The organism is Chryseotalea sp. (assembly GCF_057350905.1).
On record NZ_JBMRCF010000009.1, the window covers coordinates 58,042 to 83,724 of the forward strand.

21 protein-coding genes are annotated in these 25,683 nt (G+C 40.4%); 15 read left to right on the forward strand and 6 right to left on the reverse strand.

Annotation, left to right across the window (positions count from 1 at the left end; translation table 11 throughout):
* The first annotated feature begins 18 nt into the window (after nt 1-18).
* The 3 genes from ACO1XM_RS13070 (at nt 19) to ACO1XM_RS13080 (ending at nt 3,086) form a co-directional block, all read left to right on the forward strand.
* Nucleotides 19-732 carry a hypothetical protein gene (locus tag ACO1XM_RS13070; protein WP_486229661.1) on the forward strand — a complete coding sequence of 238 codons (714 nt, stop codon included), beginning with the start codon at nt 19-21 and terminating at the stop codon, nt 730-732.
* 509 nt (nt 733-1,241) lie between these two features.
* Nucleotides 1,242-1,712 carry a DinB family protein gene (locus ACO1XM_RS13075; RefSeq protein ID WP_486229663.1) on the forward strand — a complete coding sequence of 157 codons (471 nt, stop codon included), beginning with the start codon at nt 1,242-1,244 and terminating at the stop codon, nt 1,710-1,712.
* Between the two features lie 138 nt (nt 1,713-1,850).
* Entirely contained in the window at nt 1,851-3,086 is a 1,236-nt protein-coding gene (locus ACO1XM_RS13080; RefSeq protein WP_486229665.1) for a 7TM-DISM domain-containing protein, read from the forward strand.
* 310 nt (nt 3,087-3,396) lie between these two features.
* Here the strand turns inward: ACO1XM_RS13080 and htpG are convergent, their stop codons facing one another.
* From htpG to ACO1XM_RS13095, 3 genes are all read right to left on the reverse strand, one after another.
* Nucleotides 3,397-5,298 carry a molecular chaperone HtpG gene (htpG, locus tag ACO1XM_RS13085; RefSeq protein WP_486229667.1) on the reverse strand — a complete coding sequence of 634 codons (1,902 nt, stop codon included), beginning with the start codon at nt 5,296-5,298 and terminating at the stop codon, nt 3,397-3,399.
* An 87-nt stretch (nt 5,299-5,385) separates the two neighbouring features.
* On the reverse strand, nt 5,386-5,829 hold the full coding sequence (locus ACO1XM_RS13090) for a hypothetical protein (protein WP_486229669.1): 444 nt from the start codon (nt 5,827-5,829) through the stop codon (nt 5,386-5,388).
* Between the two features lie 32 nt (nt 5,830-5,861).
* Nucleotides 5,862-6,326: a DUF4293 domain-containing protein gene (locus ACO1XM_RS13095; protein ID WP_486229671.1), complete on the reverse strand. Its 465-nt coding sequence runs from the start codon at nt 6,324-6,326 to the stop codon at nt 5,862-5,864.
* 94 nt (nt 6,327-6,420) lie between these two features.
* Here ACO1XM_RS13095 and ACO1XM_RS13100 point away from each other — a divergent pair, with 94 nt between their 5' ends.
* The 5 genes from ACO1XM_RS13100 (at nt 6,421) to ACO1XM_RS13120 (ending at nt 12,997) form a co-directional block, all read left to right on the forward strand.
* Entirely contained in the window at nt 6,421-8,394 is a 1,974-nt protein-coding gene (locus ACO1XM_RS13100) for a DUF3857 domain-containing protein (protein WP_486229673.1), read from the forward strand.
* Between the two features lie 10 nt (nt 8,395-8,404).
* The gene (locus ACO1XM_RS13105) at nt 8,405-9,601 is read left to right on the forward strand and encodes a thiolase family protein (protein WP_486229675.1); all 1,197 of its coding nucleotides are present in this window, start codon (nt 8,405-8,407) and stop codon (nt 9,599-9,601) included.
* A 32-nt stretch (nt 9,602-9,633) separates the two neighbouring features.
* Nucleotides 9,634-10,380, forward strand: a complete 747-nt coding sequence (gene truA / locus ACO1XM_RS13110) for a tRNA pseudouridine(38-40) synthase TruA (RefSeq protein ID WP_486229677.1) — start codon at nt 9,634-9,636, stop codon at nt 10,378-10,380.
* Nucleotides 10,381-10,428: 48 nt separating this feature from the next.
* Entirely contained in the window at nt 10,429-12,201 is a 1,773-nt protein-coding gene (locus ACO1XM_RS13115; RefSeq protein WP_486229679.1) for an ABC transporter ATP-binding protein, read from the forward strand.
* A gap of 67 nt (nt 12,202-12,268) precedes the next feature.
* Entirely contained in the window at nt 12,269-12,997 is a 729-nt protein-coding gene (locus ACO1XM_RS13120) for a hypothetical protein (protein WP_486229681.1), read from the forward strand.
* A 3-nt stretch (nt 12,998-13,000) separates the two neighbouring features.
* Here the strand turns inward: ACO1XM_RS13120 and ACO1XM_RS13125 are convergent, their stop codons facing one another.
* On the reverse strand, nt 13,001-14,674 hold the full coding sequence (locus ACO1XM_RS13125) for a S8 family peptidase (protein ID WP_486229683.1): 1,674 nt from the start codon (nt 14,672-14,674) through the stop codon (nt 13,001-13,003).
* 706 nt (nt 14,675-15,380) lie between these two features.
* Here ACO1XM_RS13125 and dinB point away from each other — a divergent pair.
* Nucleotides 15,381-16,487 carry a DNA polymerase IV gene (gene dinB, locus ACO1XM_RS13130; RefSeq protein ID WP_486229686.1) on the forward strand — a complete coding sequence of 369 codons (1,107 nt, stop codon included), beginning with the start codon at nt 15,381-15,383 and terminating at the stop codon, nt 16,485-16,487.
* A 1-nt stretch (nt 16,488) separates the two neighbouring features.
* Here the strand turns inward: dinB and ACO1XM_RS13135 are convergent, their stop codons facing one another.
* Nucleotides 16,489-19,125, reverse strand: a complete 2,637-nt coding sequence (locus ACO1XM_RS13135) for an ABC transporter permease (RefSeq protein WP_486229688.1) — start codon at nt 19,123-19,125, stop codon at nt 16,489-16,491.
* Entirely contained in the window at nt 19,125-19,457 is a 333-nt protein-coding gene (locus tag ACO1XM_RS13140; RefSeq protein ID WP_486229690.1) for a PadR family transcriptional regulator, read from the reverse strand. Before ACO1XM_RS13140 ends, ACO1XM_RS13135 begins: the two co-directional genes overlap by 1 nt.
* A gap of 260 nt (nt 19,458-19,717) precedes the next feature.
* Here ACO1XM_RS13140 and ACO1XM_RS13145 point away from each other — a divergent pair, with 260 nt between their 5' ends.
* The 6 genes from ACO1XM_RS13145 to ACO1XM_RS13170 all read left to right on the forward strand — a co-directional run bounded on the left by ACO1XM_RS13145 (nt 19,718) and on the right by ACO1XM_RS13170 (nt 25,670).
* Nucleotides 19,718-20,257 (forward strand): RNA polymerase sigma factor, encoded by a 540-nt coding sequence (locus ACO1XM_RS13145; protein WP_486229692.1) that lies wholly within the window; start codon nt 19,718-19,720, stop codon nt 20,255-20,257.
* A complete protein-coding gene (locus ACO1XM_RS13150; protein ID WP_486229694.1) occupies nt 20,250-21,017 on the forward strand; it encodes a hypothetical protein in 768 nt (255 codons plus the stop codon). The genes ACO1XM_RS13145 and ACO1XM_RS13150 overlap by 8 nt, the downstream gene beginning before the upstream one ends.
* A gap of 41 nt (nt 21,018-21,058) precedes the next feature.
* Complete coding sequence (locus ACO1XM_RS13155) at nt 21,059-21,817, forward strand: DUF4097 family beta strand repeat-containing protein (RefSeq protein ID WP_486229696.1); 759 nt, start codon at nt 21,059-21,061, stop codon at nt 21,815-21,817.
* A 296-nt stretch (nt 21,818-22,113) separates the two neighbouring features.
* Nucleotides 22,114-22,860: a hypothetical protein gene (locus tag ACO1XM_RS13160; protein ID WP_486229698.1), complete on the forward strand. Its 747-nt coding sequence runs from the start codon at nt 22,114-22,116 to the stop codon at nt 22,858-22,860.
* Between the two features lie 435 nt (nt 22,861-23,295).
* Nucleotides 23,296-24,156, forward strand: coding sequence for a ChaN family lipoprotein (locus tag ACO1XM_RS13165; protein ID WP_486229700.1), 861 nt, complete (start codon nt 23,296-23,298; stop codon nt 24,154-24,156).
* A gap of 179 nt (nt 24,157-24,335) precedes the next feature.
* On the forward strand, nt 24,336-25,670 hold the full coding sequence (locus ACO1XM_RS13170; RefSeq protein ID WP_486229702.1) for an LA_2272 family surface repeat-containing protein: 1,335 nt from the start codon (nt 24,336-24,338) through the stop codon (nt 25,668-25,670).
* Nucleotides 25,671-25,683 lie beyond the last annotated feature (13 nt).

The following is a 25,683-nucleotide window of genomic DNA, read 5'->3' on the forward strand; positions in this document are numbered from 1 at the left end:
TAATAAAATCAAAAATTTATGAAAAAAGGTAGTTATAATTCTTTAAACCTGGTTTTAGTACTCATATACTTTTCCACAGTATCATTGGCACAAGGTTTAGAAGGACTTGAGGGGCAAACAAATTTACAAATGCTCGGTGGCAGTAGCTTATCAGCTCGCACCTTTGATAATCGGTATGATGGTGTGGATGGCTTCCTCACCTTGGTAGAATATTTTGTAAAAGGAAGAATAAGAATGAATAAAGATCAGGTGATGAAGGTAGATAACATGAACTATGATGTTTTTAATGACGAGATTTTTGTTTACAAGAGTGGCAAGGAGTTAGTAGTAAGCCGTAATATGGTTTCAACTTTCGAAATGGATGTCAACGGAGTAACATTATCTTTTAGTAAACAAAAAAATAGCGAAGGTGAAATTGGTTATTATCAGGTACTCACTCAGGGTGAGTTCTCTCTATTCATCAAGCACAAAAAGATTTTTCGCAAAGCGGATTATCAGGGTGCCTATAGTGCCAATCGTACAAAAGATGAGTTTACGGATGACCAAAAATTCTATTGGTCTAAAGGCGACTCAAACCTCAAGGTATTAAAAAATAAAAAATCACTACTCAATGAAACAGGAGACAGTGCAGATAAGGCTGAAGCTTTTATAAAAGAAAATAAGCTTAAAATGGATTCGCAAGATGATTTGTTAAGATTGTTTCAATATTTGAATGAATCAGTAAGTAATTGAGACAATCAAAATATTTTAGCATCGCTAATAATGTCAAGGAGCTTGTTTATTCAATCGCTCATTCTTATAATGTTCACCGGAAGATTTTTGCAAGTATATAACCTGGGTGCAGCTGGGATAGTAGTAATACTGCTGGGGTCCCTTGCTGTAGCAGCCCGTAGGTATTATTTAAAGATGAAGCCATTGTTTGACAGCCCATTGCATGATATTCCAAAGTATTTTATGTTACCCTGATGCTAAAATAGTAAAGTTAATGAGGAATTATGCTCATTGATAGTCTCTGTTTCTTAATAACCATTTCGGAATTGTGCATGTAATGACCAACTCTTTGTAATCCGCTCTTTAATAATAACAAATGACTGTTAGGTGAACTTGAAGTATTGAAAGGTGCAAAACCTTATACTTTTGCCAATCAATAATCCTGATTAAAAGCATCCGCTTAAAAATTAATTTGTGATCAAAACCTTATAACTTGCTCCCGGTTTATATCAAACTTTAGATAGCTTAAGATGAAGTCGTATTTTTTAAAATTGTATAACTACAACGATTGGGCAAATAAGAAGGTAATAGCTTGTTTAAAAAAACAGCAGGTAAGTGATGAGAAGATTCTGACCTTGATGAGTCATACACTTTCAGCGCTACACATTTGGCTGGCCAGAATCACCGGAAATTCAACAGCTCCATATCCGTTATGGAAGCAATACAGCCTTGCCGAGTTAGATGCGATGAGTAACGAAATAGGGAAAAAGTGGTTAGACTATGTTGGCGAAAATGAACATTTCGACAGAGAATTGTCGTACAACAATTATGTAGGCGATCCATATAAAAATAAAGTAGAGAACATCATGATCCACCTTGTAAATCACTCTACTTACCACCGGGCGCAAGTTGCCATTCTGCTCCGCCAAAAGGGTTTTGAACCGGTAAATACAGACTTTATCACCTACGATAGGGTTATTACGAACCAACTGCCAGATTAAATGGTCTTTTACTGGTTTGGAAAAAGTAAAGATTGGTGAAAAACTTACATTTACTCGCTTTGCTACCGTTTGCAAATGGACAATACCTAATTTAGTGTATATTCGACTTCGGTTTTAATCTACCAAAGCCCCAAGCAAATGGTAACAAGAGTTTTAGCAGCATTGATGTTGCTTAGTTTTTACGTTGTGCCCGTAGTTGCGCAAACTAAACCTGTCGCATTAGAAGGGACCCTCGACCTACGCACACATACTTTTAAGGAGTCACCGGTATCGATGAATGGCCAATGGCGCTATTATGAAGATCAACAACTAGAGCATTACGAAACCCCGGCTAATTTTACACTAGTTAATTTTCCACATCGCTGGAGTGATGACAGCAGTCAGGGTGTTGCAACGTATAAGCTATCTGTTTTAGTGAATACCAACCAAAAATCACTGGCTGTAGACATACCGCAGCTTTATTGTGCTTATAATTTATGGGTAAATGGAGTTTTAATTGCCAAAAACGGAGAGGTGAGTTCTTCAAGAAGAACAACGCAACCCCAATGGCTTCCTCAAGTTGTTAGCTTTCCGGTTACTAACGACACACTTAACTTCACTTTACAAATAGCTAATTTTCACCATGCCATCGGGGGAATCAAAAATCCTATTCGCTTGGGCTCGCCAGAAGAGTTGCTAGCTCAACAAAGCAGCGCGCATCTAGTTAACATGATTTTACTCGGTGTGCTCACCTTCCTGGGATTATTCTTTATTCTTATCTATGCTTTTGTTAAGCAGGAAAAAGCAGCACTTTATTTTGCATTGCTTTGCCTTACCTGGGGATTGCGCTCCATTTTTTCAGAGCAATACCTCGCCATTCATTGGATGCCCTGGTTTGATTGGGAGCTGTCAATAAAAATTGAATACATAACCTTGTACTTTACCATGGCACTGGCCATTCAGTTTGTTTCCAAGCTCTATGTTTTAGATACAAACCAGCTGATCAAGAAAATCCTTTTGTATCCAAATTATGTATTTGTATTCCTTACGATGGCCACACCCGCAGTTGTCTATACCAATTTGTTAAATATTTATTTGATGCTGGCTGGTGTATTGCTGCTTTATATTGTTGTCGTTATTCTCAGGGCTATGTTGTTTGAAAGACATGGTGCATGGTTTAGCGTGTTAGGTATTTTAGCATTGGCGGTGGCCTTCTCCTACAATTACCTGAGTTACCAGGGTGTGTTTAACTTTTCTCCTTTTACTTTTTATACCCTGTATCTTTGTTTCTTCTTTTTATCAGCAGTAGCACTGGCCTACCAATTAAGCCCTACCGCAAAATCCAAGAATGTAACCGATACACTCAGGTTTGACGATTACGTCATGAATAAGTAAGTTCTGCTGAAAATAATTTCCTTTTTTTTAACGGTAAGTGGTATAAACTGCTGGCCTTTAGTTACCTGTCAAAAGGTGAGTGGAGAATATTCATCGAGTTGAAAAAACAGGTCTCGTTTTTTTTGAACCATAACCTCATTTTTCCTAGTTGTGTACACACTTTCAAGTTAATCTCCACATTTTAAATAGTAAGCTCAGCACTTATCTTGCCTGATAAGGTATTATGGCTTAAACATATGCACATAAAAAAGCTGAACCAGTCTTTTGGTAAAAAGACTGGTTCAGCTGCAATTAAATTAGTGAGTGTAAACTACCCAACCATTTCAATACTGCGCTTGATGAAGCTGGTTAAATCGGCACCCGTCAGCATATTTTGAGAGAGCAATGCCAGATCAAAAGCTTGTTTGGCAAGTTTGATTTGCTGCTCTTCATTTTCTGCTTTCAGAATTTTTTGCGTGATGGCGTGATTACCATTGATGGATACGTTGTAGTTATCAGGCATGCCACCCATAAAGGCATAACCGCCACCGCCACCCATTTTGGCCATGTCTTTCATTCTGCGCATCCATTCACTCATGGTAATTACGACAGGCAGATCATCAGTCGAAAGTGATTCTACAGCCACAGTCATCAGTTTGTTATTGATGGCTTTTTCGAAAATGGCTTTTATTTTTTCCTGTTCTTCATTGCTGAGCACACTTTCCATCTTTGTGTCTTTGTCGATAAGCTTATCTACAATTTCACTGTCAACACGCTTGATCTGTGTCTTCTCAAGTTTTTGCTCAAATGTATTAATGAAGTGATTGTCTAATACACCATCTAATAGCAGTACATCATAGGATTTATTTTTAGCAGCTTGAATAAAACTATCCTGCTTACCTGCATCCGTACTGTATAAATAAACAAGACTACCGTCTTTATCGGTTTGGTTAGTGCTTACCTTTTCTTTATACTCTTCTAATGTAAAATATTGCTTATCAACATTTTTAAGCAGTGTAAAATCTTTAGCGCGGTCGTAGAATTTCTCATCGCTGATAATACCGTACTTAACAAAAATATTTACATCGTCCCATTTCTTCTCAAAATCTGCTCTGTCTTTCTTGAAAAGCTCCTGCAGTTTGTCAGCTACCTTTTTTGTAATGTGTTGACTGATTTTTTTAACGTTGCCATCACTCTGTAAATAACTTCTGGAAACATTCAACGGAATATCTGGTGAGTCGATAACACCGTGGAGTAACATAAGGAAATCAGGCACTACGTCCTTCACCTCATCAGTAATAAACACCTGACGGGAGTAAAGCTGAATTTTATTTTTCTGAATTTCGAAATCATTCTTCACCTTAGGGAAGTACAGAATACCGGTAAGGTTAAAAGGATAATCAACATTGAGGTGAATCCAGAAAAGAGGATCTTCGCTGAAAGGATAGAGCTCTTTATAAAACGAAATGTAGTCCTCATCCTTTAATTCCGTAGGTGATTTTGCCCAAAGTGGGGCAGGGTTGTTAATGATGTTGTCAACAGTAACTGTCTTGAATTTTTTCTTACCGTCCGGTTCTTCACCATCTTCAACACTTTCGTTTTTAGTGCCAAATTTTATTTCAACCGGAAGAAACTTGCAGTACTTTTCAAGGATGCCTTTCAGACGGGATTCATCGAGAAACTCATCAGAGTCTGCATTAACATGAAGTATTACATCAGTGCCTCTTTCTTCTTTTGTTGCTGAAGTTAATTCAAACTCTGTTGAGCCATCGCATATCCAGCGTGCGGCTTCAGTATTATCTTTGAAAGATTTGGAAACAACCTCCACCTTATCAGCCACCATAAAGGCTGAGTAAAAACCAAGACCGAATTTACCAATGATGTCCTTTGCATCGGTTTTGTCTTTGAATTTCTCAACAAATTCAGTGGCACCTGAGAAGGCAATTTGATTAATGTATTTTTTTATTTCTTCGCCCGTCATACCCAAGCCTTTATCGCTTACGGTTATGGTGCGTTTCTCTTTATCGAACTTAACCTCAATTTTGAGGTCGCCCAGCTCCCCACCAAACTCGCCCAGAGAAGAAAGTTTCTTTAACTTTTGAGTGGCGTCAACTGCGTTGGATACGAGCTCCCGTAGAAAAATTTCGTGGTCGCTGTAAAGGAATTTTTTGATGATGGGAAAAATGTTCTCGGTATGTATCGAGATACTGCCTTTTTCTGCTACTTCTGCCATAGTTGTACTTGTTAGAATTAAAAAATCCTGCCGGAGCAGGATTTCAACTATTGTTCCAATATGGAATTAATGACAGCTTGGCAGACTTTACTTTTTCTTAAACACGTAACGTGTTATAAAAATACCCTCCCCATCTTGCTTACCGGCTTCGCTTTCAACGCCACTGGTCACAAACATAAGTTCCCAGCCTTCTTTGGCCATTTCAGTTAATTTGGAAGATACAACGGCATCGTTAGAGGCAATATTTTGAAAGTTAATACCTACTGCGCTATAGAAGTTGAGGAGCTTTGTTTCTTCGAAGTTGTTAATTTTTACGTCTTCTCTTTTAATATCTCCCTGTTCACTTTTTTTACCATCCACACGGGCAGTAGTAAGACTTTTATAGTCACTGGCTTCTTTAGCATCCAACATTCTGGAACGACCAAGGCCCAGAGGAACTATGGATTCTACTGTTGTGATGATTTTATATTCTTGTGCAAAGGCAAATGAGCTTGCGAGGAACATCAGGCTCAAAACAGATATTTTTTTCATATGTATAATGTTTTGAGCTTTTATACGGAAAACTACCGTAAGCGTTCGGAGTCGCGCACTAATTTTTCATCCCTTCTAATAAAGCGATTGGCCAAAAAGTTGGCTGCAACCCCTGTGGCAATCATCCAAAAACCGGACCCGTATTGACCACCGTTATGACTTTTGGCTAAATCCATTACAAAAACCACAATGCTTACCATGGCCCCCAACATAAGTAAGGAGTTAAGTGCACCTAGCTTCATTTGTAAAATACGGTTTTTGAATTTGCGAATACTGATAAAAGCTATGGCTGCTGCCGCCACCGCCAGCATCGCTGTGATGGCATACGGCATGTAAAGGGTATTAGCTACACCGTTTGTTTTTTCGGTGTAGTGTAGTGCAAATAATTGATGCGAATTTTCAGTCTCTGGCTGAAATACCCAAATGGGCATAAAAATGAGCCCCACCATTGAAATGATAACAACTACCAGAAATACAGTTTGAATTCTTTGCCACATATAAAGCTTGCTTTAACTTGCCGGCAATATTATCAATAATTTTTAGCAGATGCGGCAACTTCCTCTAATCTTAAATAGATCTATAAGCTGTTTATTGGTTTTTTTAGCAATACTGGGGCATAGTACGAACACCTTAGCGCAAAATTTTGATTTTGAATTCGGTAAAATATCGACTTTTGATTTAAAATCCATTGTTTACGAAAAGGATACAAGTGCCATAGCTTTTGTGTTAAATGAAACCGGTGATGCCTATATCGACACAGACCGCGGTTATGAATTGATCGTTAACTATCATGTAAAAATTAAAATATTAAAACCTGAAGGCATTGAGAAGGCCAATGTGCAAATACCTCTGCGTAAAACTGAAAAAAATAACGAAAAAATTATTTCCATTCAGGCATCGTCATTCAACCTGATTGACGGAGCTATTCAGGAAACAAAAATGAGCAATAAGGCAATATTTGAAGAGGATGCCGGAAAATTCTTTGACCTTAAGAAGTTTACAATTCCTAACGCGCAAGTTGGTTCAATTATAGAGTATAAGGTTACACTCCAGACACCCTTCATTTTTAATTTTTATACTTGGAACTTTCAGTCGGACATTCCGAAACGAAGGAGTGAGTATTGGGTCAAAATTCCTGGAAACTATGTGTATAACTTGGCACTAAGAGGGCCATTGAAATTATCGCTTAATGAGAATAAAATTATTGAAAAGTGTGTAATAATAAGTGGCGGGAGTTATGGTTCGGGCACACACGCAGATTGTGTGAGGTACAAATTTGGTATGGAAAATATTCCTGCCTTTGTTGAGGAGGACTATATGACAGCCAAGTCCAACTTCTTATCAGCCATTTATTTTGAATTATCGGAGGTGCGATATTTTGATGGCAGAGTAGATAAAGTTACAAAGGAGTGGAAGGATGCAGAACAAGAGTTAAGGGCTGATCGAAAATTCGGAATTCAAATTAAAAGAGGTAAAGAGATATTGGGCGATCAACTAACAGTGTTGGTTGGCACTGAGCGCGATTCACTTACGATGGCCAATAAGATTTACGATTTTATTAAAGATGAGTATCAATGGAATGAAGTTTATGGGATTTATAGTGAGTTTGGCGTTAAAGAAGCGTTGGCTAATAAAAGAGGAAACGTAGGTGATATTAATTTAACACTGATTGCTGCCTTGAAATTTGCAGGCTTTACCGTAGAGCCGCTTATTCTTTCTACCCGGAAAAATGGACTGCCAACGGATATATATCCTGTTATAAGTGACTTTAACTACGTTATTGCAAAAGTTAAGATAGCAGGCAAAACTTATCTGCTGGATGCCACAGACGACTTCATGCCTTTTGGTATGATACCGGAAAGATGCTTCAATGGGAAAGGAAGGGCGTTGTCCGATAAATCATCCTACTGGTACGAAATTAAGCCGAGTGAAAAGGCAAAACTAGTGACGATGTGCAACTTGAAAATGGAGCCTGATGGAAAAATCACGGGCGATATGCAACGTACTTACTTTGGCTACAAGGCTGCAAACAAACGCAAAGAAGCGCAGCGCTTTAGAGATAAAGTTGAATATGAGAATGCAGTAAGTAATGAGTTCAACGCACTTAAACCGTCAGCGATTACAATTGAAAATCTTGATGACCTTTCGAAACCAGTAAGAGAATCGTTTGCAGTAGAGATTAACGATTTCATTACCGAGCGGCCTGAGAATTTTTTATTCAACCCTTTCCTGGCAGGGAAACTGGGAAAGAATCCTTTCAAATCGGAGACCAGACTTTATCCTGTTGACTTTGGAGTGCCTATTGATGAAATATTTATACTCAACATAGACCTGCCTGAAAACATTACCTTTGCATCTTTACCTGAGAAGATAGCCCTTGCACTGCCTGCGAACGGAGGGCGGTATATTTGCGATTTTAAAGCAAACGGTTCTAAACTCACACTAACGAGTATGCTGTACGTTACCCGTACTGTTTATAGTGCTGATGAATATCACTATATCAGAGAACTTTACAACAGAATGATACAAGCACAAAATATTGATTTGGTATTCACAAAAAAGTAAAACGTATTTTATGAGATCAGTTTACGTTGCAGATATAGTAAGAACCCCCATTGGCAAATATGCCGGTGCTTTGGCAAGTGTAAGACCTGACGACCTGGCGGCATGGGTGATTAAGCGATTAATAGAGCGCAATGCATCGTTTGATGTAAGGTTACTGGAAGATGTTGTTTTTGGTGCTGCTAATCAGTCAGGCGAAGACAACCGTAACGTAGCACGCATGGCTGTTTTACTGGCTGGTTTACCAGTAGGGGTGGGTGGTGTAACGGTTAATCGTTTATGTGCTTCAGGCTTGCAAGCCATTATGGATGCCTCCAGGTCTATTATGCTGGGTGAAGGCGAAGCTTACCTAGCAGGCGGAGTAGAGAGCATGAGCCGTGCCCCCTTTGTAATGGCGAAAGCTGAGGAAGGATTTTCACGCAAGACAGAAATATACGATACAACAATGGGTTGGCGTTTTATTAATCCCGCCCTGTCGAAGCTGTATCATCCTTTTACCATGGGTGAAACTGCAGAAAATGTAGCTGCGAAATGGAAAATAAGTCGTGAAGCGCAAGATGAGTTTGCCTATCAAAGTCAGATGCGATATGCAAAAGCACATGAAGCCGGGAAATTTAATGATGAGTTGGTAAGCGTATTAGTACCCAAGGGAAAGAATGATCCTTTGTTGTTCGATAAGGATGAACATCCACGTGTTACCTCCATGGAAAAACTAGCCGCTTTAAAGCCAGCGTTTAAAGAGGGCGGCACTGTTACTGCAGGAAACTCTTCCGGTATTAATGATGGTGCGGCCGTAAGCTTATTGGTGAATGAAGATGTGCTGAAAAGATTTAATCTTAAACCAAAAGCACGCGTGGTTGCTATGGCTATAGCCGGAGTTGATCCTGCCTACATGGGTGTTGGTCCTGTGCCAGCAGTGAACAAGGTAATTAAGAGAGCAGGTTTAAAAATTCAGGATATTGGTTTGGTAGAGCTTAATGAAGCCTTTGCTTCTCAATCCCTGGCATGCATGCAAGACCTGGATCTTAATCCTGATATCGTAAATGTTAACGGTGGTTCTATTGCCATTGGGCATCCATTGGGCTGCAGTGGTGTGCGTATATCGGCTACACTGATTCACGAAATGCAAAAGCGTGAAGTGCGTTATGGCATTGCTACCATGTGTATTGGGGTAGGGCAAGGTTCGGCTATTCTCTACGAGAGATTATAAAATTTCAAATTTCAAATTTGAAATTATTAAGGATGCGTTACTTCTTCGAGATAGCATATAAGGGTACAAACTATGCCGGCTGGCAGAGTCAGCCGAATGCTATTGGCGTGCAGGCTGTAGTAGAAAATACATTGTCTAAATTATTGAGAACAGAAATTGTAATTCTGGGCAGTGGGCGAACAGATACAGGCGTACATTGTGAAAAGCAATTTTTTCATGTTGATGTTGAGCAGCCACTCGATGAAATTTCTTTTCTTGGTAAGATTAACTCTTTTCTTCCCAGCGATATCGCTATCCGATCGATACACCTGGTAAACGAAGAAGCACATGCGCGCTTTTCTGCCACTGAACGTGCTTATGAATACAGAATCACATTAAAAAAGAATCCGTTCTTGGAAGGTCAGGCTCTTTATTACTTTAAAACTTTAGACATTAATTTGATGAATCAGGCTGCAGCCACATTGGTTGGCATTCATGATTTTGAAGCTTTTAGCAAGGTAAAGACTGATGTTAATAATTTTAATTGCAACCTAACACGGGCAGAATGGGTTAAAGAGGGCGACAGACTCATTTTTCACATTTCGGCAAATCGTTTTTTGCGTGGTATGGTGAGGGCAATTGTAGGCACCCTGCTGGAAGTTGGAAATGGAAAACTATCTTTGCAGGATTTTAAATTGATACTGGAATCGAAAGATCGAAAGCAGGCGGGAATGAATGTGGCGCCACATGGTTTATTCTTAACAAACGTAGTGTACCCGGCATCAATCTTTCAACAATAAACAGAAACAAGCGTTTAATCGCTGATAACCGATAACAACAGGCTTTGCGTGGAAAAGGAAAAGGTAAGTAGTGGTAATATTATAGATTGGTCGGTATTAAGCCGGCTCATGCGTTTCATAAGGCCGTATAAAGGCAGATTTTATGTAGTGGTTTTTCTTACCATTGCTATCGGTCTGCTGTCACCGGTACGTCCCATGCTCATTCAATACACGCTTGACAAAGACGTGGCGAATGGCGACTACATGGGTATGCTTTGGATGATTGTGATCTTGTTGGGCATGCTCTTTATTCAATCCATTGCACAATATGCACACACGTACTTATCTGGCTGGCTGGGTCAGCAGGTGATTCGCGATATACGCACCAAGCTGTATGATCATTTAGTTAATCTCCGCCTCAGGTTTTATGACAAAACACCCATCGGGCGTTTAGTTACGCGTACCATCAGTGATGTTGAAACCCTGGCAGATGTTTTCAGTGAAGGCCTTGCGGCCATGGTCAGCGATTTGCTTCAGATCATTTTCATTCTGGCGATCATGTTTTATACAGACTGGCGGCTTTCGTTATTGAGTTTGTCTACCATTCCGTTAATGCTGATCAGTACTTATATTTTTAAGGAAAAAATTAAAGTTGCTTTTAATGATGTACGCAATGCAGTGGCTAACCTGAACACTTTTGTTCAGGAGCACATTACAGGCATGAACATCGTGCAGATTTTTGCCAGTGAAAAACATGAGGCTAAAAAATTCCAGGAAATCAATAAAGAGCACCGAGATGCCAACCTTCGCTCGGTATTATATTATTCAATCTATTTTCCTGTAGCCGAAATTATTGCGGCAGCAGGTATAGGTTTATTGGTTTGGTATGGTGCTAAAGGTGTTTTGCATGAAGAGATGACAGGCATTACCATAGGTAAACTGATCGCCTTCATCATGTACATCCAAATGTTCTTCAGACCGATACGCATGATAGCAGATCGTTATAATACTTTGCAAATGGGTATTGTGAGTTCATCTCGTATTCTTAATCTGCTGGATGATCAAACCGATGTTCAGAAGAACGGCAGCTATGTGCCCGACCATATCCGCGGAGAAGTAAATCTTGAAAATGTATGGTTTGCTTATAATGAAGAGCAATATGTTTTAAAAGGTGTTAACCTCAACATCAAGGAGGGAGAAACAGTGGCACTGGTCGGAGCAACCGGTGCAGGTAAATCATCTATTATTAATTTGTTAAATCGTTTTTACGAAATTAGTAAAGGAGAAATAAAGATTGATGGCAGGGATTTACGCGAATATGAATTGGGTCATCTCAGAAAAAATATTGGTGTTGTCTTGCAGGATGTATTTTTATTCAGCGATACTATTTATAAAAACATAAGTCTTGGTAGTGAAGAGGTAACTGAAGAAATGGTTTGGCATGCTGCGGATTTAGTAGGCGCCAGAAAATTTATTGAACGCCTACCCGGTAAGTTAAATTACAACGTAATGGAACGTGGTTCTACCTTATCCGTGGGTCAGCGCCAGCTAATTTCATTTATTCGTGCCATGGTTTACGATCCGCGTATTTTAGTGTTGGATGAGGCAACTTCATCTGTGGATAGTGAAACAGAAGAGATGATTCAGCAGGCTATTGATAAGATGATGAAAGGTCGTACAGCAATTGTAATTGCCCACCGCCTTTCTACCATACAAAATGCAGATAAAATAGTCGTGCTGGATAAGGGCGAAATAAAAGAAATGGGCAAGCATGACGCGTTGCTGCAACAGGATGGATATTATGCACAACTGCATAAAATGCAGTATAAGGAGTTTGCCTGATACGTTCTGCTGTTAATCTTATATAGCTGGTCTTTATGGGCTAGGCAAAAAACGTATATTTGTTTCCATGCTGCCCTTTAAGTCTCTTTTTACCGTTATTCTTTGCTTGCTGGGCAGCCTGGTGGCGCTTGGGCAAAAGAGTAAGGGCAGCTACAGTAAAAGCAATTACACGCTTAACAAACACAATTTTAAAGCGCCACGGGTTGGGCATCATAAAGCCAAAATTATCTGCCCGATTTTCGAAAACAGCAAGTATCCTTATCAGGGTATAGGGTTTAAAGTGGGCGATCCTTTCTCATTTAGTTATAAGCTTTATCCGGTTAAACATTATGCCCTTGTGGTAGATGTTGGTTCACCTTCTAGCAGTTTGTACAGCAAACTTTTCAGAGAAGAGTTTACCTTAAAATCTGAGGAGCTTGCTCCTGGTCTGGAAGGCGTAGAATACTTATCGCACGAGATTAAAACTGATTTTGTATTAGATGCTAAAGTATTGTATCAGGTTGATGCCGATAAACTCTCAAAGGGTTTACAAGTGTACGGAGGTATTGGCTGGGAGTTAAGAAGAACCAGCATTGAATACGATTATTTCTACCAGACAGCCCCCAATTTTAATGAACCGGGTACTCTGACAACCAGAAGGCTAACGCAGGGTGTACAGGCTGCTGCGGGTATTGAATACGCCTACTTCCAGCTACCCATCTCTGCCTTTATAGAAATGGAGTATTACATCGATATGCTTCAGCAACCGGGTTGGACACATTTGCAAGGCGGTATAGGCCTGCGATATGTTTTCTAAAAACTATTTTTTAGCGGGTGTCTTTTTCCAGGTAGCGGCTAATTTAACAGCCTCGTAAGCATTAACAAGTCCGCCACTCTTACTCAGGCTTGTAAAATCAATCTCATCACTGCCTCCGGGTTTGTTTACTTTCAAGCCATCAAATCTCCTGCTCGACTGACTTATTATTTCGCGCACATCAGTAACACTAAGCTGTGGAAAATAACCAAGTAAAACAGCCGCAATGCCCGCCACTACAGGCGTGGCCATACTGGTGCCCTGTAAAGATTCGTATCCATTGCCAGGTACTGTTGCATAAATAGCAGTGCCCGGTGAGAATACATCTACTGTTTTTTTGCCATAATTTGAAAAGTCGGCAACAAACTCTTTTCCTTCACCCCAGGAGGAGGCTCCGATCTCCATCCAGTTAGCAGCTGTTTTGCCATTGGCATATGTGGGGACCGGGAAGTGATCCTTTACATCAATATCATCACCATCGTTACCCGCAGCATGTATCAGCAACACACCTTTTTGTTCTGCATAACGAATGGCTTTTTCAACCACATCTTTATTAGGTGAGAAGTATTTGCCAAAACTCATGTTGATTACTTTGGCACCATTATCTACGGCATATAAAATTCCATTGGCTACATCTTTGTCGCGCTCATCACCACTGGAGGGAACAACACGAACAGGCATGATAAGTACATTATCAGCAACACCCTTCATACCCACTTTATTGTTGCGATTAGCAGCAATAATACCAGCCACATGTGTGCCGTGTTTGCCTGAATCTTTCACATCATTATTGCCATAAAAGCGTTCGGTGGCATTGCTTTCATTATCTCCTACAATTTCGCGTGGCTTATAGGTAAGGTCGTAACTTTTTACAGCGGCCTGTAAATGCTCTACATATTCTTTAAGCCCGATAACGTGTGCTTCCAATTCGATCAGGAAATCGCCTAACTCCGTTTCAGGATCCAGACTTTGATAAATACTTTGCAAGGTGCGCTTCACCATCAGCAGCGTATCATTACTGGCCTCAAAAGCATCAATTTCTTTTAGTGTAATGCGCTCCAGTTTACTTTTCTGTCGGATGATGCTATCACAATAATCCATGGTGTAAAGCGCATTGGCATATAAAGAAAACTGTTCAGTAAATTCATCCAGTTTTTTTTGGTTGGCTTTTGAATCGTTCTCGTATTTCTTTTTTACTTTCTCCCAGTACGCGATTGCTTCCTTATCTTTTTTAACACCCTTGGCCGGATTTTCAAACTGATCTTTTAATCGTATGTACTCACGTGTAACTTCTGCATGATCGTTTATGGTGCTTCCATTTTTGCCGCCAATAAAATTCCATCCATGCACATCGTCCACGTAACCATTCTTGTCATCGTCAACTCCGTTTCCTGCAATTTCTTTTTCGTTTACCCAGATAAGGCCTTTCAGGTCTTCATGATCTATGTCTACCCCCGTATCAATAACTGCTACGATGATCTTTTTTGCCGGCTTGTCTTTTAAAAGCTGCTGGTAAGCCTTTTCAATACTGATGCCCTGAAACTTATCAGCATCCGGATCGAGTAAAAACCAATCGCGGGGTGGGCCCTGCAGGCTGTCGGCTTCGGCTGATTGAGCCAAAGATTTGGTGCCAGAAAATAAAATAATGAAAAGTAAGGCAAAGCCGGTAAAACGTTTCATATGTAAGAATTTTAGAATCGGTAAGAATAACGAAATAAAAGAGTATAAAACACGCCTGAACAGAATTTTTGAAAGTGCAGACCATAAAATATGCCAAAAGATGAATGAAACTTACTTCCGTGCTGCCTGCCCTAACCTTACCAAACTTGTGTTTCGGTTTGGGTGCACCTTTGTAATGTAAATGGCAATAGAAATGTTATATCTGGTTCTCTTCATGGTCTTTGTACATTTTGGGGTATTTTTTTACTATGTCGCCAAATTGAACAATAGAACAGAAGAAAGAGAGCTTGTTAATAGAAGTTAATTTTAGGTTTGTTTATGAGATGAGGGCAGCGCAAGCTGCCTTTTTCGTTTTATCCCGGGCTGTTCCTCCCCCCTTTATCAGTTATAAGAAACACATTTTCCCTTATCAATGCTCCGCTCCTGTCATAGGCTTGTCAGTGGAGCTTTGTAATTTGCATGAACAATGTTTAACCGCAGAGTTTAGAGAATATCTCTGCGAACCTTTGCGCCCTTTGCGGTTAGCGATTTACTTAACCGCGGAGTGCTGATGTTCGCAAAGAAAAGGGCAACGTCTCTGCGAACCTTAGCGCTCTTTGCGGTTAGTGGTTTACTTAAAGTCGCGGTGTTTACGGAGGTTCTAAAAGTTGAGAGAATGTCTCTTCGAAATTTAGCGGTTAGAAAACGATCTTGAATTTGCAAAAGCATGGAAGAAGCCATCGTCAAGCCTTTTCGTAAAATTATTCATGTAGACATGGATGCTTTCTATGCTTCCATTGAACAAAGAGATTTTCCGGAATATCGTGGTAAGCCTATCGTTGTGGGTGGCTCTCCAGAAGGTAGAGGAGGTGTTGTGGCTACTGCCAGTTATGAGGCGCGTAAATTTGGTGTGCGTTCTGCCATGCCTTCCAAAAAAGCTAAGCAACTTTGTCCGCAGGTAATATTTGTCTACCCGCGTTTTGCTGTTTATAAAGAAGTTTCTTATAAAATCCGGGAGATATTTCACCGCTATACTGATTTAATAGAACCGCTTTCGCTGGATGAAGCCTACCTGGATGTTACCGAAGATAAACTAGGCATAGGATCGGCCATAGAAATTGCCACACAAATTAAAAATGCCATTAACAGCGAGCTTCAACTCACAGCCTCAGCCGGCATTTCTATTAACAAGTTCGTTGCTAAAATAGCTTCTGATATGAACAAGCCTAATGGCTTAACCTTTATCGGGCCTTCGCGTGTAGAAAATTTTATTGAGAGATTGCCAGTCGAGAAATTTTTTGGTGTTGGTAAAGTAACAGCCGAAAAAATGAAGGGCATGAACCTGCATACCGGAGCTGATTTAAAAAAACTAACTGAGGCTGAACTCGTCAGGCATTTTGGTAAAACCGGCAGGTTCTACTATAAAATTGTAAGAGGTCAGGATGAGCGCCCGGTAAAACCTGATCGTGAAGCTAAATCGGTTGGGGCGGAAGACACCTTTGCTTACGATTTAACCGATGTAGAGGAGATGGTTATTCAACTGAAGAAGTTAACGGTTTTGGTTGTAAATCGTTTGCAAAAACAAGAACTCAAAGGCAGAACCATTACCTTAAAAGTTAAGTATCACGATTTTAGACAGATTACCAGAAGCAGATCATTTCTTAGTGGTATAGATGATGAGGGCACGATCCTTGAAACAGCACTTAGTTTATTACAACAAACTGAAATAGAAAATGTAAAAGTGCGTTTGTTGGGTATCTCCCTGTCTAACTTTGGTGAAGTAAAACCAAATCTGGTTCAGGAATTACCCAACGATCAACTCACATTATTTTAGTTCACTCATTCTTCAGTACTTCAGCGGGATTTGCATTGGCTACTTTTAAAGTTTGTGAGAAAACCAAAAGAGCAGCCAATAAGCCAACAGCCAATACACCAATCACCATATCGAAGGGGCCAATAGGCGCATGGTTAGCCACCTTAGGTAATAGAATTTGTTCGAAAAATAAATATGTAGCGGGTAAGGCAATCACAACGGCAATACCAATAAGTGCAAAAAAACCTTTACCCAGCAGCAAGAGCAAGCGAGCAACACTGGCACCCAAGACCTTGCGCACACTCACTTCTTTAATTCTTGTTTCTGTAGTAAACACCACCATGCCTAACATGCCCATAGAGGCAATGCAAATGGTAAGAAAAGCAATAGCGCCTGCTACCTTTACAGAGGCAGATAAACCGCTAAATGCTTCTTTAATTTCTTCGTCATATAGTTTTGCCTGTAATGGATGTACGGGATCTATTTTCTTCCAGAGAGATTCAATCTTTGCTATCAAGGCAGGTGAACTTGGGCTTGCCAGTTTTACATTAAGGTATTGGCAATCTTTTGGGCTATAACGCAAGAGTACTTCTCTGTTGTTATTATTATTGGCACGGCCGTATTCAAAATCATCGATGATACCCACAATGGTTAAAACTTTTCCATCTACAATAATTTCTTTACCGAGTGCATCCACATAATCACCCTTAACAAGTTCCAGTCGTTTGATTACATGTTCGTTTATGATGACTTCGCTTTCACCTGCATCAGGAGCCAAGGCTGTAAAATTTCTGCCAGCCAATAGCCGGTGGTTGTGCAGTGATAAATACTTATCGTCAACAGACATAAACCAAACATGGGCAGAATCCATTGGCTTCGCAGGATTTTTCATGCGGGTTGACCAATAATTGCCAACACCCAGCACCATAGCAGATCGGGAAATATCTTCTACTTCATTTAAGGCAGCCAATTCGTTTTTAAGAAGCGCAGCATTGTCATCGTTTACAGCAATATTGAGAATGTTATTTGTTGTGTAGCCAAGATCATAATTTACAAAATGTTTATACTGTTTATAAATAATGAAAGTCCCGGTAATTAACATTAAGGATATAGTGTACTGAAAGACAATGAGTACTTTTCTCATGGTCACTTTACTGAATATTTTTTGAGAGCTATTCTTGAGTACACTGATCGTATTGAGCCTTGCAAAGAATAAGGCAGGGAAAATACCGGCCACCAGACCAATAAAGATGGCGAAGGCAAAAAAGTATAAGATCAGTAACGGAGATGTTTTAAGCACTAATATTTTCTGCAGATCAGGTTCCATGCTGATAAAGTGTGGCTTCACAAAAAGGAAAAGCAGGTAAGCCGCCACCAGTGACAATAATGATAAAACAATGGCCTCCGTTGTAAACTGAGCAATTACATGACCCCTCACAGCACCAATTACTTTGCGAATACCCACTTCTTTGGATCTTCGCAATGAGCGGGCGATAGAAAGATTGGTATAGTTAAAGCAAGCCGAAAGCATAACAATGATGCAGAGGGCCAGGAAAACCCAAAGTATGGTAGTGCCAATGGTGGGTCCTATTTCATTTCCCATACTATCACCCAACATGATATCATCCAGGGGTTGAAGTGCCAATTCGATGTGGGTATTTTTTACAGTGAGATCTTCCTTTGCACTTAGTTTATTTAAGTTGTCTTGAAATACCGCAAGATTTTTTTCTTCAGGAATAACCACATAAACCCAATGGCTCCAGACATTATCCCATGCTTCATCACTTTTAGCACGCTCGGGAGCGCTCATCGGTAGTGTATTGATTGAGCACAGCATTTCAAATTTCATGTGAGAAAAGGCAGGTAAGTCTTGTAGCACCCCCGTTATGGTATATTCCTTTTCATCATTCATTAAAATGGTTTTGCCCAGCGCACTTTCATCACCAAATATTTTATGGGCGGCAGTTTGTGTTAACACCAGCGAGAAGGGTTCTTTTAGCGCAGTAGCGGGATTACCTTCTGCCAATGGAAAGGAGAATACAGATAGAAGTGAATTGTTGGCCCAGTACCCGGATAGTGGAACGGCCTTTTCGCCAAACTGCACATCTCCCGCTAAACCTCTTCGCAGCACAGCAACACCTTCATGACCGGTAAAGTTTTCTTCTATCGCTTTGGCAGTGCGAAGTGAATTGGTCGCCATAAAATTCCTGTCCTGATGTTCCAGGTATTGATAGCGACTAATCACACGATAAATCTGATCATGTTTTTCATGAAAGCGATCATAGGAAAACACATCCATTAATACACCAATTAATAATAAACCAACGGTCATGCTAATGGCAAGACCAGCTATGTTAATGGTGGAAAAAAGTTTATTGCGAACAAGACTTCTTCCAGAGGTTTTAATGTAACTGCCCAGCATAATCCAGTTGATTAAATAATTGATGAATTCAGGTTTGCGTACGGTATATAATCTGAAAAATTTAAACACATCAATAATGTAAATGAGTTTTGCTTTTCGTAACCCCTTCTTCTCAACATTGCGCAGAAAATACTCATACAAGTCGCCTTCCAGATCTTCGAGCAGTGCTGGTTTGCAATACCAGGTAAGCAGGCGTGTTGCCCATTTTGGCGGTGATGATTCTTTTATTTTTTTCATCACACTGCTTTTAAAGAGAACTCAGGAATCATGCTCCATAACTGATCGCGTAGTTCTTTCGCTTTGTACAAGGCAGATTTTCCAGCACTGGTAACCGCGTAATATCTTTTTCTTTTACCACCACGTGTTTGTGTTGCCTCGCCAAGTCTGCTTTTTATATAGCCCTTTTCCTCGAGTCGATTGAGTACAGCATGTACAACACCCAGTTTTACCGAGCGCTTGGTCTGTCTTTCCAACTCATCGCAAATGGCTACACTGTAGGCATCATTTAACAATACGGCAATAGTCAGCAATACGAGTTCCTCAAACTCGCCAAGATTTGTTCCCTTCATGATGTTATTTATTACGTAAATGTATGTAAAATAGTTTTAAAACTTTTTTACAATCTTTAAACTAATGTCGTTTAGTTAAGCTTCCGCATCCATCCTCTCCTTTGGAGAGGATTTGAGGTGAGCCTGCCTGCACGTAGCCGCTTCGGCAAAGGCAGGGCAATAAAAAAGGCTTAACTGAACGACATTTAATTTTAAATTCTTTTGTAACCTTTTGAGTGCTTGATGGTAACTAAGCTGAAATTTGATAAAAACCTTTCCCAATGACTGACGAGGCCATCATGGAGGCAGTAAAAAATGGTAAGCTGGAACAGGCCGCGGTGCTGTTCGAGCGCTATCACCTGCGCCTCTACAATTTTCTGGCACGGTTGGCAATGGATAAGGAAGTGGGCGAAGACCTGACGCAAAATGTTTTTCTGCGCATGTTGAAATACAGGCATACCTATAAAGAGAGTATGCGTTTTCAATCCTGGATTTATCAACTGGCAAGAAATGTGTTTTCAGATCATTATCAGTCAATGAAGCGAAGCATGAATTCGAAAACAGATGTAGAGCGACTGGCTGATTTTATTCCGGATGAAGACAGCAAGGCGGAAGAAGAAAGAGAGGCGAGACTTCATCAATCATTGAGTCTGTTGTCGGAAGAGCAAAGAGAGTTACTGGTGCTTACCCGTTTTCAGCATATGAAGTACGAAGAAGTAGCAGAGATTTTAAATACAACCGTGGCCAACATTAAAATTAAAGTGCACCGGGCCATGATAAAACTTAAGGAACATTATTTTCAATTAGAGGCGTATGATTAACGAGACGGTACAACAAAAGCTGATGGATTACCTGGATGGAAATTTGTCAGTAGAGGAACGTAAGGAAGCAGAACGCATGTTGACTGAAGATGCAGACTTGCGTACCTGGTTCGAGCAACTGAAACACGTTAACAGCAGCATAACAAAAAGCGCTGAATGGAAACCAAGCGCTGCGCTGCGCGAATCATTTGAAGCAGCCTTGCAACAAGAGTTGAAGCAGAAAAGCAAGCAGGTGTTCTTTAGTCCGATAGCGTATAAAATGGCGGCAACACTTCTATTGCTGATCATAGCCGGTGGAATAGGCTTTTGGGTAAACAATCAGTGGCAACAGCAACGCGAAATGGCTGAATTGAAAAGACAATTGCAGGAGACAAAAAATATGATGATGGCCATGATGAACAATGAACTCTCTGCCAGTCAGCGTATGATGGGTGTATCGGTAGCCAACTCAATTCCACAAGCCGATGATGAAATTACCATGGCGCTTTTTAATGTGCTGAATGAAGATGCGAACACAAACGTGCGCTTGTCGGCACTGGAAGCTTTATCAAAATTCCATGCAGACCCCGCAGTGAAACGCAAGCTGATTCAAAGTCTGGCCATACAGAAAGATCCTTCGGTACAAATTGCCTTAATACAATTGTTGGTGCAAATCAAGGAACAATCGATTATGCCACAATTAAAAGATATTATCGAAGATGACCAATCGATAAAAGCTGTACGCGATGAAGCGCATACAGCCATACTCAAGCTTTCATGAAAGATTTAATATATAAGTGAACATTCTAATCAGGTAAACACATGCAAACGAAATTAATAACAGGCGCACTATTGCTTTTTGCAACACTAGCTACTGCGCAGGAATACAAGGTAAACAAGAGTTCCGGCCGACTTGAAATCTACACAGGCAATGTAACAGTAGAAGGCCATGCCGGTAATGAAATAATCTTCTCTTCTAAAGACGGAGAGCGTGATAAAGATGAAAGAGCCGTTGGCCTGAAATCGGTAAATGGTATGGGCCTCGATGACAACACAGGACTTGGTATTAATGTAACAACCAAGGATAATATTGTTGAGGTTCGTCAGCTGAAGAAAATGAATTCGCCTAAAATTAAAGTATTGGTGCCAAAAGGTGTAATTGTCTACTTCAATCATGAATCGCAATATGGAGGCAAAGCCGTTTTCAGAAACATGGAAAATGAGATTGAAATCTCCTGCCAGTACAATAGCATCGAACTGGAAAACGTAACCGGACCATTAACTTTAAAAACAGTCTATGGTGGAGTTGATGCAGACTTCAGCACTTCCGTAAAAGGCCCGCTGTCGATTGTATCTGTCTATGGTCATGTGGATATTACTTTACCATTAGCGACCAAGGCAAATCTGAAAATGACAACCTCTTATGGTGAGTTGTACATGGCCTCAGATTTTAACCTGGAGGTAAACAAGAAGGATGGCATGACACAATGGGGCGATAAGCTGGACGGAAAACTGAATGGTGGAGGTTTTGCCATCGACCTGCGCTCTGATTACGGCAAGATTTATCTTCGAAAAAAATAGCCTGAACTACAAGGCGAATAAAATACTAAGCTACTTCATACGTATCTAGTATTTTTTATAGAGATCGCTGCTAATCTTTTGAATATTACTAGTTTAAAATAATAAGAATCAAATAATCAGTGCTAATCCGTCAGACCGCTGAATGCGAAAATTTACAGCGGTCAGACGGATTGTAGCAAAGAATGGAACTAGTAGTTAGAAATTAAGATGATCAGACGCAGCGTATTAATTCAATTAACACTGTGCCGCGGAACCTAGCACGATCAGATTAAAATACACACATTAAAAACACTAACATGAAAACCAGAATACTATTTTTAGTATTTGCGTTACCACTCTGTGTCTATGCGCAAACAAAAATTGAGAAAAGCTTTCCGATACAGGCTTCACAAAACCTGGTGTTAGAATTTGACTACCCCGAGTTAATTAAAATAAGCACCTGGGATAAACAGGAAGTAAGTATTAAAGGAACGGTAAGCATTAACCGGGGCGAAAATGACGAAGCCTTTGAGCTTATTGCCAGCAATGAAAGTGGTGCCTTAGTCATCACTTCCTCCATACGTAATAAAGACAAGCTGCCAAAGCGCACGCTGATCAAGCAAGGTACAGAAGAGTACTATTTTAAAACAGACAATTACCGCGATCCGGAAATACAAAAATTTATGGAGGAAAAGGGTAAGAACTATCGCTACATGAACAATGGTGTAATCATAGAGATTGAACTCGAGATATTTATCCCAAAGAATAAGACGACCAGCATTGATGCTAAATATGGCATGGTGGAGTTGCTTGCTTGCCAGGCACCCCTTACGGTTACAGCCACTTATGGTGGCGTTGATGTAACCGTGCCCACACAAGGTTTAAAAATGCTAAGCGCCAGAACAAAATTCGGAGAGATATTTACCAACCTTGCTCAGAAGCCTGATGGAAGTAACTTTCCTGATAACTATGACAACTGGACTTCCGTTCGCTACGAATTAGGTACAGGCAATGAACTGGAAGTTGAATCGAAATACGGGAGGGTGTATTTGAGGAAACAGTAGATTGATGTGATGATTTGATGATTCGTTGATGTGCTGATGTGTTGATTCGTTGATTGATTTGAAAATTTGAGAATTTGAAGATTTGAAAATACACTCGCGTCATTGCGAGGAATTGGGTTGGAATGTGTGAAGGCATGACGAAGCAATCTAGTTGATGTGATGATGTGCTGATTCGTTGATTGATTTGAAGATTTGAGAATTTGAAGATTTGAAAATAAATTCGCGTCATTGCGAGGAACTGGGTTGGGTTGTGTGTTGGGGTGACGAAGCAATCTGGGAGCAATTTCAAATTTGAAATTTTAAATTTGAAATTGCTTAACCTTTATTTCCCAGTTCACTCTGTGTTAAACTTCTCGCGGTATAGCCTTAAACCAACTAAGTTTTATTATGTCAAATTGAAAATTTATTCCAACTTTGTAAAGAGAATAAATTTTTATGAAAAAACTACTCGTTTGCTGCTTACTTACCGCCACACTATTTACTTACGCACAAGACAAAGCAACGTATAAGGTTTTTACCAAAGATGGCAAGCCCAGCGATTTCACCGCCATGATGAAAGACGCTGCCAAAGCAGACCTTACTTTCTTTGGAGAGTTACACGATAATTCCATTGCCCACTGGCTGGAGCTACAGGTAATGAAAGATCTCTTCGCGCAAAGAGGCTCTGTAACCCTTGGCATGGAGATGTTTGAAGCCGACAACCAGATTATTCTGGATGAATACCTCGCAGGACTCATCGATGAAAAACTTTTATTGAGTGAAGCGAAGGTGTGGGATAACTACAAAAACGATTATAAACCCTTGGTGGAGTTTGCCAGAGAAAACAAACAACGTGTTATCGCCACCAATGTACCCAGACGTTACGCTAACATTGTTTATAAAAAAGGCATAGACCAATTAAATTCAATTGCCCCCGAAGCAAAAAACTGGATTGCCACCTTGCCCATTACGATCGATTTGACATTAAGCGGTTATAAATCCATGATCGATCAAATGGGTGGACATGGTGCACCTGGTAGTGCAGATAACATGGCACGTTCGCAGGCAGTGAAAGATGCAACCATGGCACATTTCATTTTAAAGAATAAAAATTTTCCTTTTTTGCATGTCAACGGCTCCTACCATTCGCAAAACTTTGAAGGCATAATATGGTACATTAAAAAAGCCGATGCCAAGATGAAGATAATAACACTTCAGGTAGTGGAACAAAATGACATCAACCAACTGGAGGATGCCAATAAAGGCCTGGCGGATTACCTTATCGCTATTCCGTCAGACATCACAAAGACTTACTAGCATTCATCTCAAAAACTGTTGAAGAGGCGTCTAACGGCTTTTTTACTTTAAAAATCAGCCGTCTGACGCCTGATTATTTTGATGTGACAAGTTGTTCGTCTGCTATAGAAGTTATTTTATCGATTTCAGTATACTAAAAATTTATACCAACAGTTAAAAGGGTAAGCCTAACCCTCTTTATGTTAAAAACCCTACTCGTGGTGTGCGTATGCAGCACACTGGCTTTTCCACAAGCACGGAAAAAGCAACTCAAACTTTTTCATCTATCCTTAAGTCCTGGCATCAGCACCAACGGCATACATGGCAGTGACAAGACCAATATATTTTCCTTCAATTTTACTTCAGGCTATACTGGCGCTACTAACTTTTTAGAGCTGGCCCTTATTTCAAATGCCAATGAATTGAAAACCCGCGGACTGCAAGTGGCAGGACTCGTGAATGTAACAGGCATTAATGCCTACAAAGGCTTGAGTGAAAAGGAAAGCATCGAAAAGCGCAACAGCGGCTTCGAAGCCAATATGATCGGTGCGCAATTCTCAGGCCTTATCAACCATGTGCTTTCCAATGCTTACGGCTGGCAGGCCACAGGCGGCATAAACATGGTGCACAATGCACTTTTTGGTTTTCAGTTGGCGGGTATCAGCAATGTGGTGTATAAATATTCATTCGGGTTTCAGCTCGCGGGCCTTACCAACACTTCTTACCAATCGATGGACGGTGTGCAGCTCGCCACACTCAGCAATTATACCGATGGGGGATTATATGGTTTACAATTTTCTCTTTTTAACAGAGCAGGTTTTATAGAAGGAAAAAACGGTTATGAGAATAGTGACTACACTGGCTGGCAGATAGGTTTGGTAAACAAAGCCAAAGAACGCATGAACGGTTACCAGATTGGTTTAGTGAATATAGGAGGACGCATGCAGGGCACACAGATCGGCTTGGTTAACATTTATAAAAGGGGAAAAGAAATAGGAACCATCGATGGTACGGCCATTGGTTTACTGAACATCGGTTCATTTGGTCATCTCGCCTTGTATGCCACAGAGTTGTTTCCGATTAACCTGGAAGTAACCACAGGCAATATAAAAAACGGAAGGATTGTGACTACGCATAAGAATAAATATGTACACAGTGCTTTGATCTATTCAAAGGGAAGCAGCTGGCTGGTAGACAGAGATGCGCAGTGGGCGCTGGGTTATGCCTTGCGGAAGTACATCTACAACAGATCGCAACGGCCAGGTGTGAACGAAATATGGTTTTACGCCTATGGCATTACTATGCAACAGTTGAATGAAGCGAAAAAGAAATTAACGAAAGAACTGAACCTGATCAGCAAGCCCGAGGTGCTGGTGGGCAGCCGGATAAAACCAAAAAACAGCAGCGTCTATTTCTTTGCAGCACTTTCGTGGAATGCCTATTTACACAAGGAAAACACTGAACAAGTTGCAGCAGCCAAAGAATTAAAGCTTGATAACTGGCCGGGGCTTTCTTTGGGTTTGATGGTGCATTAGGATACTTGAAGTG